Consider the following 14133-nt stretch of genomic DNA (forward strand, 5'->3'; position numbering starts at 1 on the left):
ATTTACTGTAAGCTTCTGACAGAGACATCAGGAGTTTCTCCTTTGGGTACAATAAATATGGCATCATCATTCACAGAATCTCCATGATCCAGATAATAACCTGCAACAATCGGGATCACAAAGCTTTGGTATTTGCCGTCTTTTGTATATGCCCAATAGGTAACATTTACATTTTGGGGATTAAGTTTCAGGTCAATTTTCTTTGAAGTAAGCTTAGCGCCTGTCGCATTGAGGCAGTTGAGTTCTACTAAAGTGATGTTACTAGCTACCTGCGGGGCGCTGCTTAACCGCATATTAAAACTTTTTTGTGAATTGTTGACCGCTTTGGCAGATACTTTATAACGGTCAAAATCTTTACCGCCTACAGATATCGATTCTTTATTCAGAATATTAAAGGTAACTGAAAGCCCGTTGACATCAATTGTTTCTCCATCTTTCACTTTCTGTGCGTTAATCATAGAAATGCTCATGGATAGAATCAATACTACCGGATTATTAGTTTTTTCATAAAAAATATTTTTTTGAGATTAAGGTTTGAATAAAAATAATAAGAATTATTTAAAATGTTTCGACATGATATCAAATTCATAAAATAATAAATGCTCCGATTACAAGAACCGGAGCATTTATTATTTTTAATGGTGTCTGACACCTTTCTGATGATAGCTGATATCCTTGTTTACCATATTGTAGTTTTTAGAAAGATTATCAGCCTGTATTTCGAACGGATGGTTTACAGAACTATCCTGGTCTGTCGACGGAGTTTCAAAATGGATCTCTTTTCCATTTTTATAAAGCTTATTATCAAATGTTCTGTAGATCTGATTCTCCTGGTACGTGTTTCCGTCGGGAGCTGTAAAGGTTTTGTGCTTCCCGTTTTTTCTTCTGTTCATTCTCCAGGCCACTACTGATCCTGCACCTATCAAAGCTAAAGCTATTTTAATTTTATTATTCATAATATTTTAATTTTAAATTATTTATAGTATTTAATTAGGGCTATGGTTAAGGTTGTCCGCTTCCTCCCGCTGCTCCGTAAATTTGCCCGGTTGAGAAGCTGGCATCATTGGCAGCAAGCTGTACAAATATAGAAGCAAGCTCGGCCGGTTGACCCGGACGGCCAAGAGGAGTATCAGCTCCGAACTTCACGAGATTTTCCTGCGTTTGTCCTCCGCTTACTTCGAGTGCGGTCCATACCGGGCCTGGGGCGACTCCGTTTACTCTTATGCCTTTGGGGCCAAGTTGTTTTGCCAATGATTTTACGTAGCTCGTCGTCGCAGCTTTGGTCTGCGCATAATCATAAAGATTTTCAGAAGGATCGTAAGCCTGAACAGATGAGAGTCCTATGATGGAAGATCCAGGTTTGAGATGGGGAAGTGCCGCTTTGATAATCCAGAACGGCGCATAAATATTGGTTTTCATCGTTCTTTCAAATTCTTCTGTGCTGATATCCAGAATTGATTCGTGGGTTTTCTGATGTCCTGCGTTGTTAACGAGAATGTCAAGTCCGCCAAGTTGCTCAACTGCCTGTGATACAAGTTTCCGGCAGAAGGATTCTTCCCTGATGTCTCCGGGAATTGCGATGGCTTTGCGTCCGGCTTTCCGGATCAGTTCTATCACTTCCCTGGCATCCGGCTCTTCTTCCGGCAGATAATTGATCGCAACATCTGCGCCTTCACGGGCATATGCAATAGCTGCAGCTCTCCCGATCCCGGAATCTCCACCGGTAATCAGGGCTTTTCTTCCCATTAGTCTTCCTGATCCCACATAGCTTTTTTCTCCGTGGTCCGGTACAGGATCCATCTTGCCGGCTAATCCAGGAAATGGTTGAGACTGGCTTTTAAAGGGTGGCCTTGGGTATTTTGTGGTGGGATCGGTAAGATCCGGACCGGTAGAATTCCGGGGTTGTTGGTTTTGTGATTGTGCCAATGCGGCCGGGGATATAGCAGCAACGGCAATAGTGCTCGCTATCTTTCCAATCGCATTTCTTCTTGTGATTGATTTTTCCATAAATTTATTGATTTGGTGTGGTATGGCTGTGGAAGCCACTTGTGGATTATATAGCAATCAACATTCCAAGCTTTGTCATCTTCCTTTTTTTGTATCAATTTCTTTTTGTTTTTTTACACTGCTGTTTGAAATAAATAAGGCCACAGGAATATTTTATCGGAAGTTTTATGACGGCGGCAAGATAGTTGCTAAATTTTAACAACCAAATGACAACCAATATGAATCTTCAATTAGAAAAAGAGTCACGAAAAGGGAATGCTAAAGATCATACGGATCAATTCCTGAATGATGTACTTGCAGGCCTGCAAAGTCACCCAAAACATCTTTCATCCAAATATTTTTACGATAAGAACGGAGATGAGCTGTTTCAGAAGATCATGGCCATGCCTGAATATTATCTTACGCGATGTGAGCTTGATATCTTTAAGAATAAAACAGGGGAAATTGCAAAAGGAATCAGGGCCGGCGATGAACCCTTTGATCTTATAGAACTTGGTGCCGGCGATGCAATGAAATCCACGTATCTCCTGAAATATTTAAATGAGCAGAAAAGTGATTTTACCTATATGCCCATCGATATCTCAGGGAATATTCTTTCCGTGCTTGAAAAGAATTTGAAGAAACAGCTACCGGGATTGGATATTGTGTCTTTAGAAGGAGAATATTTCCAGATGCTGGAAAAAGCTATGAAGCTTTCGTCACGAAGAAAAGTTATTATGTTTTTAGGCGGAAATATCGGCAACATGAGCAAAAAAGAAGCGACAGAATTCTGCGTAAACCTTCACAGGTTGCTCAAAAAAGAAGATATCGTACTGATTGGTTTTGATCTTAAAAAAAATCCCTACACGGTTTTAAATGCATACAGCGACGCATCGGGAATTACAGCGGCCTTCAACCTGAATCTTTTATCGAGGATCAACCGCGAGTTGGATGCGGATTTCACTATTGATGATTTTCAGCATTATGAATCTTATGACCCGATCACCGGCGCCTGTAAGAGTTTTCTGATCAGTCTTAAAGAACAAAAGATAACTGTTGCCGGTGAAAGAATTTATTTTGAAGAAAATGAAGTCATTGACATGGAAGTTTCACAGAAATTTTCAAAGTCAGATATAAAAAAGCTGGCTGAAGAGTCAGGATTCACCATTGCCGGTGAGATTGCTGATTCCAAAGACTGGTTTGTCGACAGTATATGGATGGCTTAACCGATAAAATTTAAAGTATGAAAACCCACACCATTACCAATCCGCTGATTAAAAAGTTCAGCGATATCAGAAAACGTTCAGAGGAAATATGCCAGCCTCTAGAAATAGAAGATTATGTGGTACAGCCTATCGTGGATGTGAGTCCTCCCAAATGGCATCTTGGGCATACCACCTGGTTTTTTGAAACCTTTATTCTGGTACCGCATTTTTCTGCTTATGAGATTTTCGATCCGCAGTATAATTTTGTTTTCAACAGCTATTACGAGACGATCGGAGCAAGAGTGATACGTACTGACCGTGGAAATCTCAGCAGGCCTTCTGTTTCAGATATTTACAAATACCGGAAATATGTAGATGAGAAAATGACCGAATTTCTCAACAGTAATTATATTACAAACGAAATAGCCCAACTTCTGGAATTGGGCCTTAATCACGAACAGCAGCATCAGGAGTTGCTGATTACCGATATCAAATATATTCTCGGTCATAATCCTTTATTTCCGGTATATAAAAAAGATTTTGATAAAAAGGAGACCAACATTCAGGAAAAAACAATGCTCCGGTTTTCAGAAGGAATTTATGAGATCGGTTTCGATGGTGTCGGATTTGCGTTTGATAATGAATTAAACAGGCATAAAGTCTATCTGAATGATTTTGGAATTTCAAGCCGTCTGGTCACCAATCGGGAATATCTTGAATTCATGGAAGACGGAGGATATTCGGATTTCAGGTACTGGCATGCCGACGGATGGAACTGGGTAAAAGAAAATAAGGTTAAATCTCCTCTGTATTGGCATAAGATAGACGGGCAGTGGATGAATTATACCCTGGCAGGTTTGGAAGAAATAAATCCTGATGAAGAACTTTGCCATATAAATTTCTACGAAGCCTCGGCTTATGCTTCCTGGAAAGGAATGCGTTTACCTACCGAACAGGAGTGGGAAGTGGCTTCTCCTCATTTTGAATGGGGAAAAAGATGGGAATGGACCAATAGTGCCTACCTGCCATATCCCGGATTTAAAAAAGAACCGGGAGCGGTAGGTGAGTACAATGGGAAATTTATGGTCAATCAAATGGTTTTACGGGGTGCTTCCATAGCAACTTCTCCCGGACACAGCAGGGAAACATACCGTAATTTTTTCCAGCCCGAACTAAAGTGGCAATTCACAGGAATAAGACTGGCTAAATAAATGTACCAATTATCAGTGCAACAATGTACCAATGCCAATAATTATTTTTAAAATTTTCATATTGTTACATTGGTACACTCTTATATGGTTACATTACTTTTTTACTGCATTGATCATTTCTCTCTTTCCGGGAGGTCCCTGTTTTTTTTCTACATTAAAATTAAGTTCCTGGAGAATCCTTCGTACACTTCCTTTTGAGGAGTAGGTTGTTAACAAACCATTAACCGCCATTTTGTCAGAAACCATTTCAAACAAAGGCTTTTCCCATAGATCGGGTTGTACCCTTGCCCCGAAACAGTCATAATAAACGAGATTGATTTTCGGTAACTCTATGTCTTTCAGTTTAAAAAAATCACAATTTATCTTTTTCAGGTGAAATCCTTTCACAATTTCAACCTGCTTTTCCCAGTCTGCATGATGAACTTTTTGATAAATATTTTTGAATTCTGCGTTATCGAATAGCTCAAAATATGCCAAATCGTTCATTTCCGATTCATTTATGGGGTATTTTTCCAGGGTAAAATAATTGATGACATGATTTTTGTCAGTTTTTAAATATTCATTAATTGTTACCAAAACATTCAGACCTGTTCCAAAACCGAGTTCTAAAATATTAATTTCGTAATCATTTATTAAATTTAATCCATTTTTGACAAACACGTGTTCTGCTTCCTGAAGTGCTCCGTGGTGCGAATGGTAGTTCTCATTTAAATTATTGATATATAATGTTTTACTACCGTCGTTTGTGGTCTTTATCTCTCTTTCCAAGGTATTTTTTTACAAAATTACTCTAAAATTTTTATATTTAGAAAATTATGTTAAATTTGTAGAACATCATAAAAAATTTTAGAAATGATAATTCAAAAAACTGAAAACTCCAGAATTTCTACATTCGACCCAAACAATTTTTCTTTCGGAAATACATTTATTGATCATATGATCATCTGTGAGTACGAGGATGGAAAGTGGGGTGATGTAAAATTGGTTCCTTATGGTCCTTTAATGTTTACCCCTGCCATGATGGGTGTAAACTACGGACAAGCTTGTTTTGAAGGCATGAAGGCCTACAAAGACAAAGACGGACAGGTTTTCCTTTTCAGGCCCGAAAAGAATTTTGAACGTATCAATAAGTCGGCGAAACGTCTTGCCATGCCGGAGGTAACGGAAGAAATGTTCCTGGACGGATTAAAAGCTTTAGTAGATATCGACAGAGACTGGATTCCTCAGGGAGAAGGCATGTCTTTATATATCAGACCATTGATCTTTGCTACCGAAGAAGCTCTTAAAGCAAGGGTTGCCAACAAATATATGTTTGCGATCGTAGCAACACCGGCAAAGAGTTACTACACGGAGCCTGTTTCGGTAAAAATATCAGACCATTATTCGAGAGCGGCAAGCGGTGGAGTAGGTTCTGCAAAAGCAGCCGGAAATTATGCAGCTTCTTTCTATCCTACCCAACTGGCGATCGAAGAAGGTTACGAACAGATTATCTGGACAGACGATTCCACGCACGAATATTTCGAAGAAAGCGGAACAATGAATGTATTTGTAAGAATCAACGATACAATTTACACGCCACCGACTTCAGAAAAAATTCTTGACGGTGTTACCAGAGACAGTTTCATTCAGTTGGCTAAAAAGAGGGGAATTGAAGTGAAAATAGAGCCTATCAAAGTAAAAGACGTTATTGAAGCTCAGAAAAACGGAACCCTCAAAGAAGTTTGGGGCGTAGGAACCGCAGTTGTAACAACTGTTTTCCAGGCTTTGGGATACAACGGTGAAAAGCTTCAGCTTCCAAGATTGTCGGACGAAGATAGTTATGCCGAAATGCTTAAAACCGATCTTGTCAACATCCAGAGCAATCTGACAGAAGATCCGTTCGGATGGAGAGTTCAGGTAGATCACGTACTGGAAACAGTTTAATCTAAACAATAAACAAATACAGCCGGGAATTTCCCGGCTTTTTTGATTTAAATTAAAGCGTTGAGACATGATTATAAATGCTCTAAATCATTTAAATTAACTGAAGCAACTTAGTGTTCAGCATAGTTCAAATATGTAAACTTTGCTTTACAAGTTTTGTGAATCATTCGCGAAATGTGTATTTTCGCAAAAGTTTATGAGAAAAATACTCTTCATATCGGTTCTGAGCTTATTCAGCTGCAGCAAAAACACGCAGACGCATCCACCTGTCGGCGGGGTTCTCAGCAAAGATGATCTCGATGTATCAAAACAAAGGATGAAAAACCTGAATACTCAGGAAAGATTTCATATTCAGGAATGGATCAACAACCAGCCTGTGAAATTTTATCCCACCCAGCTAAACTATTGGGTCGATGTACAAGGTTTTGATCAGCGGCAGAGAAGACAGGACGACAGCTTTATTTCCTACTCGTATGACCTGTATGATTTTGACCAGACCAAAATCTACGATCAGCCGATCCAGAGAAAAGAAGCCAGGTTCGGACATTTTGACGAATTGAAAGCGGTAGAAGATGCTTTACGCTTTATCCATGATGGTGAGGAAGTCACGCTTTTGGTTCCTTCCGCACTTGCGTACGGTACGTATGGAGACGAGAAGAAAATAGACAATGATATCCCGTTAATCATAAAATTAAAAGCATTATAATCCATGAAATTGTTTAACAAAAATATAATTCTGGCAGCGGCAAGCATTTCGCTCATGAGTTGTACACCAATTTATAAAAAAATGAACGTAGACAAAGAAACTTACGAAGGTCTTAATGACGGACTTTATGCCAACCTTCAGACAACGAAAGGAAATATGATCGTAAAGTTTGAAGACAAAAAAGCGCCTGTAACGGTAGCCAATTTTATTGGTCTTGCCGAAGGGAAAATCGATAACAAAGCAAAAGCGAAAGGCGTTCCTTATTACGACGGAACAATTTTCCACAGGGTGATCAAAGATTTCATGATCCAGGGAGGTGATCCCCAGGGAACAGGAATGGGAGATCCCGGATACAAATTCGAGGACGAAAGAAACGACCTTAAGCACACCGGGAAAGGAATTCTTTCAATGGCGAATTCAGGACCGAATACCAATGGTTCCCAGTTCTTCATTACCGAAGTGGCGACGCCTTGGTTAGACGGGAAGCACACTATCTTCGGAAAAGTGGTGAAAGGTGTGGAAGTGATCGATTCTATTGCCAATGTTGAAAAAGGACCGCAGGACAAACCTAAAACGGATATTGTTCTGGAAAAAGTATCTGTTTTCAGCAAAGGAGATGAGTACAAGCACTACGATGCCGCTAAAACTTTCAGTGAAGGAAAAGCGAAAATCGCTGAAAACAACAAAGCTTATCTTGCTAAAGAAGAGGCTGAAAAAAAGAGAAAAGAAGAGGAATTCAAAGCTAACCAAGAGAAAATGGTTGAAGATTTGAAAGCCGGAATGCAGAAAACAGAATCCGGTCTTTATTACAAAATTACCAAAACTACAGACGGAAAAGCTCCGAAAGAGGGAGATAATGTTTCTGTACATTATGCGGGTAAATTAGTAGACGGAACTGAATTCGATTCATCCTTCAAAAGAAATGAGCCGATCGAAATTCCTATCGGGATGGGAAGAGTGATCAAAGGTTGGGATGAAGGCATCCTTTTGTTGAAAGAAGGAGAAACCGCTACCTTATTGATTCCGCCGGCAATGGGCTACGGAGAAAGAGGAGCAGGAGGTGTAATTCCGCCAAACGCATGGCTGATCTTCGATGTTGAGCTTGTAAAAGTGAAATAATCACACTTAAAATATTCTGAAAGCTGTCCGAAAGGGCGGCTTTTTTTATGCACGTACAAAGATGCTGTAACGATCTCCCCAAACGCTTCGACAGATCAGAAAGAATAACGTCACGTTGAGTAAAGCTTAATTTAAATTATGAAAACAAAATCATTTCTGTTCCTGTGTATGCTGATGTCGTCTTTGATTTTTGCTCAGACAAAGCAAAATCCTGATGATGCAGCCATCAAAAAATCACTTACGTATTTCTCAAATTCGATCATGTCTAAAAAGATTGATCAGGCAGTGAACTGCATTTATCCTAAGTTTTTCACCGTGGTTCCAAAAGATCAGATGACCCAGATGCTGAACATGACCTACAACAATCCCTTCATGAAAATTGAAGTCGGAAATCTGAAATTCGGGAATATAGAAAAGCCTGAACTCATCAGCGGTGAATATTTCTCAATAGCCAATTATTATTTGACCATGAAATTCAATATGGGTTCTGTGAACGATGAGATGAAAAAGCAACTCAGTACAATGCTTGCTAAAAGGTATGGACAGAACAATGTAAAATATCTCCCTAAAGAAGGCGCCTATCTTATTAATGCAGCCATGAAAGCCTGTGCGGTATCCAAAGACCGTAAATCATGGAAATTTGTATTCCTGGAAAAGGAATATAAGACACAACTGGTAAAAGTATTGCCGAAGAAGGTACTCGATAAAATTTAAACACCATTTAATAGAAAATTTATGCACAAACTGGCTGAAAAAAGAGAACGGCTCAACTTAACCCAGGAAGAGCTGGCCGGGAAATCAGGTGTTTCCGTAAGAACGATACAGAGAATTGAATCCGGACAGGTTCCCAAACGTTTTACCCTGAAAGCACTTTCCGAGGCACTGGGTGTGGATGAATCTTATTTTACCGAAGACCATTATGAAAATGATGATAAAGACGAAATGAAATGGAACAAAATTGCGAACTTGTCTGCATTACCGTTGATCTGCTTTCCACCGCTCAATATCCTGGTTCCGTTTTTTATCATATTTTGGAAAAAACAGTATAACACTGTCAGTAAAAAATTACTTTCTATTCAGATTGTCTGGACGCTGATCGCTATCTTACTTTTTGTTTTTATTCTTATTCTTAATGACTGGCTGATGGTAAAAAGTAATATCAAATTACTGATTCCGATCTTTTGGGTTATGGTAAATGCTGTTGTGATCGTCAGAAATGCTTATGTTTTGAGCAAAGAAAAACCCGAGCGCATCTTTCCGGATATCAATATTTTATAGCATTGACGCAGGTTTGGCGGCATACTGGCGCGCGATTGGCGGCTTAAATTATAGCATTTATCCGGACTAATCATGTTCTTTGTTCCGGTAATTGAATAACAGAACGACCATGACCCATTTTCATCAAAGATCTTTTATTATCCTGACCATCCTGATTTTAAAAGTTAATCTATTATCAGCACAAAAAACGATACGAACGATAACCTCCGGTTCTGACAAGGCCTGGATTAGCGACGGCAAAAACGTAAAAATGGACTGGCATCTGGAACCCGGTGCGAAGCCTGATATTTATTATGTAAACATTCCGTCGCAAAAGAGCATTATCAAATTTAAGACAGATCAGAATCAGCTCACCATAAGAACTCAGCCTGGGAAGAAGTATGATTTTTTGGTTTTGCTCAACGATAAGGATAGCTGCCATATCAGGATCGCTTCAGTTTTGCCTCCGGAATTACCCGAATTTAGCGCTTCTCCGGCTTATCCTGTTCATATTCCTTTTAAATTAATCGATTCGAAGATCTATTTCGACGGGCAGGTCAATGGTAAAAGTGTACTGATTCAGCTTGATTTGGGAGCCGGCACCAGCGTTGTCAATAAAAATTCTTCCGGTAAAATAGGTCTTGAATTTTCCTCAAATACCATTGTCAGCAATACGAACGGCATCAACAAAGAGAAAACAAGCCTTCACAATATTTTAAAAATCAACACGCTTGCCTGGAAAGAAACTTCCCTTACTGAAGTCGGCAATATGAAGCCTTTCGAAGATATTATTATCGGGAACGGTTTTTTTCGCGATAAAATCATCGGAATAGACTATGATAAAAACGAACTCGTTATTTATGGCAAACTTCCCGAAGAAGCCGGACAGTATACAAAAAATTCTGTTTTCTATGTACAAGACCGGCCCATGTTCAGGGTGAAATTCATCCATAATCATAAGAAGTTTGATTTCTGGTTCCTTTTTGATACCGGTCGCGACGGCTCGATGATGATTGGAAATGATTTTACCCAATCGGGAAGCAACTGGGAACATTTACACCCACTGACTACCATTAACGGACGTAAGATCATCCGGTTGGATGCCTTCATCGCAGGGCTGGAGTTTAAGGATATCGTAACCAATGCCTCCGATCCTTCGGTACCCAATGGAAAAGCAAGCCTTTTTGGAAACCAGATTCTGAAGCATTTCAACGTCATATTAGACAATAGAACCGGAACCTTATACCTGAAGCCGAATAGTCTCATTAATGAACCTTATTTCAACTACCAAAGCTATCTTAAGGAAATGGACGGAAAGTCAGATCAGAAATAGGGATCAATAATGGTTTTATTTAAGCTTTAAATGGAATTATATTGATTTCGCAAATGGTATGTTTTCAAAAACCCTTATTTTAGCTGCAAAATAAATCAATGAAAAAAATCCTTTACTCATTTTTTCTGTTCTCGGCCGTTACGATTTTCGGGCAAAGTAAAAAGTTTTTTGAAAAAGGGGAGGTACAGCTCATGAATCCTGTTGAAAAGATAAACCTGCGGTTTGAAAACAACCTGCCGTTCGTGAAAGTGAGCATCAATGGGAAATTCTATAACTTCCTGTTTGATACCGGTGCGCCGACGGTTATTTCACAAACCATTTATAACGAACTCAATCTTAAAAGAAAATATAAAAAATCTATTAAGGATTCCGACGAGAAGGTACAGCAGCAGATCTTCACCGAACTTCCGGAAATGAAAGTCGACGGTCTGATCTTTAAAAATGTCGGGGCCATTGTCCTTGATCTCAATTCCGCGGAGCTGGGCTGCCTGAAAGTCGATGGTATAATCGGGGCCAACCAGATGGCTAAACTCTTCTGGAAGATTAATTATTCGGAAAATTCACTGGAAGCGTCGAATGATATTTCGGCTTTTAATCTAAAGGAGTACGAAGTTGCCATTCCTTTCGAGAGCCAGCCACAGAAAACTCCGGTCGTGCAGACTTCAGTCCTGAGCAAAGACATCAAGCTTACTTTTGATACCGGCTTTTCCGGCAGGCTGGAAGTTTCCGAAGACAATATCGATCCGAAAAGATTTCAGCATATCATCAAAACCTTCGGAACCCGAACCACCGGGGCTTTTGGAACCGCTACTCCGGCACCGGGATATATTTTCGTGACCGATTCAATGAAAATGGGAAACACGGTATTTCAGAAGGAAAGAATGGCTACCGGGAAAACAGACCTTATAGGCAACGAATTCTTTAAGGATTTCAGTTTTATCCTCGACTGGAAGAACAGCAGGATTTATATGAAAAGAATCAGTACCAGCCCGTCTACTCTTGAATCTTTCGGGTTCAGCTATCGTTTTGTCAATGGAAATGCCATGGTCACTTTTATCTTTGAAGACGGAAATGTACCTCTTAAAATAGGAGATTCGATCATCACCATCAACGGCGTAAAGCTTGAAAACCTCGATAAAGATACCGCCTGTCACTATTTTCTAAATCGCGTGGAAAAGGACCAGAATATGCTCAGCATAAAGATCAAAAGAGGCGGCAGCATCATCGATGTCAAGCTTGATAAAAAAGTTTTTTTGACCTAGTTTTTTAAAACAAAAAGAAAAAAGAATCCTGAATAATCGTACTTATCAGCCTTTATTAATTATTTTCAAAAACAAGGCTATCATTTGCTGAGCGTTAGCGCCTTTGCGAACGGAAAATATACGCAATCATTCAAAACAAAACCTTGCGAACCTTGCGTTAAAACTTAACCCAAAAAAGAGGCGGTTTGAATATTGACCGTAAGTATTAGCCTTTATTAATTATTTTCAAAAACAAGGCTATCATTTGCTGAGCGTTAGCGCCTTTGCGAACGGAAAATATATGCAATCATTTAAAACAAAACCTTGCGAACCTTGCGTTAAAACTTAACCCAAAAAAGAGGTGGTTTGAATATTGATCGTATGTACTTGGATTTATTAATTATTTTCAAAAACAAGGCTATCATTTGCTGAGCGTTAGCGCCTTTGCGAACGGAAATATACGCAATCATTCAAAACAAAACCTTGCGAACCTTGCGTTAAAAACTTAAACACAAACAGGTTATTAGAAACCTGAACTTTCTTACAACGTCTAGCATTTTATATCGAAAAATTGTTGCGAGGGTGCAACAGACTTTCCCGGTCACCAGAAAAGTCATTACGAGGTTGCATGGAACTTTCTGGTTCACCAGAAACCTTGTTGCAAGGGTGCGACAAACTTTCGGGTGTTCCCGAAAAGTCATTGCAAGGGTGCGACAGGTTTTCGGGAAAGAAAATAAGCTTAAAGATCATTTCATAAAAAAACCGCTCCTGAAAAGGAACGGCTGAATATATTTACCAGTTTTTATCGATCATATAGATCAGCTGGGTCATCGCTACGGCGCCCAGCAGAAGCTCTCTTCGGTTTACCTTTTCAAAAGTATCTTCTTCCGTATGGTGGATGTCGAAATACCTTTGTGAATCGGGAACCAGCTCGGCCGTCGGGATTCCCATATCATGTAACGGATAAAGGTCTGTTCCCGAATAAGTGTTTTTAAAATCATAAATTCCATAAGGAAGAAAAAGCTCAGACCAGCTTTGGATCTGTTTTCTCTTTTCAGGATCCATATCAAGGGAAATTCCTCTAGGGGTGAAGCCCCCTGCATCGGTTTCAATAGCGAAAAGATGCTTCTCATTGTTTTCCTTAACGGTTTTACCGTACTGAACACCGCCTTTTACGCCGTTTTCTTCATTAGCAAAACACACAACCCTGATGGTATGATTGTTTTTGATTCCTAAATTTTTAAAAGTCCGCAATACTTCGATACTCTGTACGATTCCTGAGCCGTCATCATGTGCACCTTCACCGACATCCCAGGAGTCCAGGTGGCCGCCTACCACGATCACACTCTGGTCTTTCTTGCCGGTAATTTCTCCGATAACGGAGTGGGAGAGTTTTTCACCCTTCATCCCGCAGTTGGAATTAAGTTTAGCGATTATTTTTTGAGATTTTAAAAGTGAAGCCAATTCATCAGCGGTGGTACTTCCGATAGCGACGGCCGGAATTTTTTTATCATCTGCATAACGCATTGCTCCGGTATGCGGAACATCGTCAAAAGCAGAAGAAAGCGAGCGGATAATGGCAAACTTTCCGCCTTTTTTCGCCGTTAAAGACGCTGCGGTCGACCTGTATTTGGCTGCATCACTGTATCCCCTGAAAGTCTCTATGAAGGTCTGACTGAAAGGATAATTGAAGAAAACGATCTTGTCTTTCACCTGCTCCGGTGAGAGTTTCTCATATTCATCCATCGATCTCACCATGATGATCTCGCCGGTGACCTCTTTTCCACCCGTCCCTTCGGAATTTCCGAGCGAAAGCATTTTCAGAGTCTTCCATTTTCCATTGGAGGCTTTGATCTGCAGCGATTCTTTTCCTCTTACCCAGACCGGGACCATTACGTCCTGAAGCCACACTTTATCGGCTCCGGCGGCACGAAGTTTCTGTTCGGCCCATGTCACCGCTTTTTCGCAAGCTTCGGAACCGCTCAGGCGATGGCCGATATTTTTGGTAAGCTCCCGCAGTTCGGTATAGCTTTTCCCGTTATTTAATATTTCTTTTGAGATTTCTGCAAACTGTACAGAGTCTTTTTTTTCCTGTGCAGATAAAAGAATGCTGCCGGCCAGTAAAGTTGCGGTTAAAAAATACTTCATGATA

At 39.9% G+C, this 14133-nt stretch carries 15 protein-coding genes; 10 read left to right on the forward strand and 5 right to left on the reverse strand.

Translation table 11 applies throughout. The features are described from left to right. Positions 1-2 precede the first annotated feature (2 nt). The 3 genes from AC0N32_RS05870 to AC0N32_RS05880 form a co-directional block, all read right to left on the reverse strand. Complete coding sequence (locus AC0N32_RS05870; protein WP_476392930.1) at positions 3-470, reverse strand: hypothetical protein; 468 nt, start codon at positions 468-470, stop codon at positions 3-5. Between the two features lie 165 nt (positions 471-635). Then, entirely contained in the window at positions 636-956 is a 321-nt protein-coding gene (locus tag AC0N32_RS05875; protein ID WP_476392931.1) for a hypothetical protein, read from the reverse strand. Positions 957-1002: 46 nt separating this feature from the next. Further along, complete coding sequence (locus AC0N32_RS05880) at positions 1003-2007, reverse strand: SDR family oxidoreductase (RefSeq protein WP_476392932.1); 1005 nt, start codon at positions 2005-2007, stop codon at positions 1003-1005. Positions 2008-2225: 218 nt separating this feature from the next. Here AC0N32_RS05880 and egtD point away from each other — a divergent pair, with 218 nt between their 5' ends. Beyond that, positions 2226-3212, forward strand: a complete 987-nt coding sequence (gene egtD, locus AC0N32_RS05885; RefSeq protein ID WP_476392933.1) for an L-histidine N(alpha)-methyltransferase — start codon at positions 2226-2228, stop codon at positions 3210-3212. A gap of 17 nt (positions 3213-3229) precedes the next feature. Then, positions 3230-4402 carry an ergothioneine biosynthesis protein EgtB gene (egtB, locus tag AC0N32_RS05890; protein WP_476392934.1) on the forward strand — a complete coding sequence of 391 codons (1173 nt, stop codon included), beginning with the start codon at positions 3230-3232 and terminating at the stop codon, positions 4400-4402. 93 nt (positions 4403-4495) lie between these two features. On the opposite strand, the gene mnmC2 is transcribed toward egtB, so the two are convergent. After that, positions 4496-5170, reverse strand: coding sequence for a tRNA (5-methylaminomethyl-2-thiouridine)(34)-methyltransferase MnmC2 (gene mnmC2, locus AC0N32_RS05895; protein WP_476392935.1), 675 nt, complete (start codon positions 5168-5170; stop codon positions 4496-4498). Positions 5171-5254: 84 nt separating this feature from the next. Here mnmC2 and AC0N32_RS05900 point away from each other — a divergent pair, with 84 nt between their 5' ends. The 8 genes from AC0N32_RS05900 to AC0N32_RS05935 all read left to right on the forward strand — a co-directional run bounded on the left by AC0N32_RS05900 (position 5255) and on the right by AC0N32_RS05935 (position 12767). Beyond that, positions 5255-6325, forward strand: a complete 1071-nt coding sequence (locus tag AC0N32_RS05900; protein WP_476392936.1) for a branched-chain amino acid aminotransferase — start codon at positions 5255-5257, stop codon at positions 6323-6325. A 196-nt stretch (positions 6326-6521) separates the two neighbouring features. Continuing rightward, the gene (locus tag AC0N32_RS05905; protein WP_476392937.1) at positions 6522-7031 is read left to right on the forward strand and encodes an FKBP-type peptidyl-prolyl cis-trans isomerase; all 510 of its coding nucleotides are present in this window, start codon (positions 6522-6524) and stop codon (positions 7029-7031) included. Between the two features lie 81 nt (positions 7032-7112). Next, positions 7113-8150 carry a peptidylprolyl isomerase gene (locus AC0N32_RS05910; RefSeq protein ID WP_476393340.1) on the forward strand — a complete coding sequence of 346 codons (1038 nt, stop codon included), beginning with the start codon at positions 7113-7115 and terminating at the stop codon, positions 8148-8150. A gap of 138 nt (positions 8151-8288) precedes the next feature. After that, positions 8289-8864 carry a hypothetical protein gene (locus tag AC0N32_RS05915; protein ID WP_476392938.1) on the forward strand — a complete coding sequence of 192 codons (576 nt, stop codon included), beginning with the start codon at positions 8289-8291 and terminating at the stop codon, positions 8862-8864. Positions 8865-8885: 21 nt separating this feature from the next. Continuing rightward, a complete protein-coding gene (locus tag AC0N32_RS05920; protein WP_476392939.1) occupies positions 8886-9428 on the forward strand; it encodes a helix-turn-helix domain-containing protein in 543 nt (180 codons plus the stop codon). A gap of 109 nt (positions 9429-9537) precedes the next feature. Continuing rightward, positions 9538-10740 carry a retropepsin-like aspartic protease gene (locus AC0N32_RS05925; protein WP_476392940.1) on the forward strand — a complete coding sequence of 401 codons (1203 nt, stop codon included), beginning with the start codon at positions 9538-9540 and terminating at the stop codon, positions 10738-10740. A 98-nt stretch (positions 10741-10838) separates the two neighbouring features. Then, positions 10839-12002, forward strand: a complete 1164-nt coding sequence (locus AC0N32_RS05930; protein WP_476392941.1) for a retropepsin-like aspartic protease — start codon at positions 10839-10841, stop codon at positions 12000-12002. A 561-nt stretch (positions 12003-12563) separates the two neighbouring features. Then, a complete protein-coding gene (locus AC0N32_RS05935) occupies positions 12564-12767 on the forward strand; it encodes a hypothetical protein (RefSeq protein ID WP_476392942.1) in 204 nt (67 codons plus the stop codon). A 6-nt stretch (positions 12768-12773) separates the two neighbouring features. On the opposite strand, the gene AC0N32_RS05940 is transcribed toward AC0N32_RS05935, so the two are convergent. Beyond that, positions 12774-14129 carry a M28 family peptidase gene (locus tag AC0N32_RS05940; RefSeq protein ID WP_476392943.1) on the reverse strand — a complete coding sequence of 452 codons (1356 nt, stop codon included), beginning with the start codon at positions 14127-14129 and terminating at the stop codon, positions 12774-12776. Between the last annotated feature and the right edge of the window lie 4 nt (positions 14130-14133).

This window comes from Chryseobacterium endophyticum (assembly GCF_056333165.1).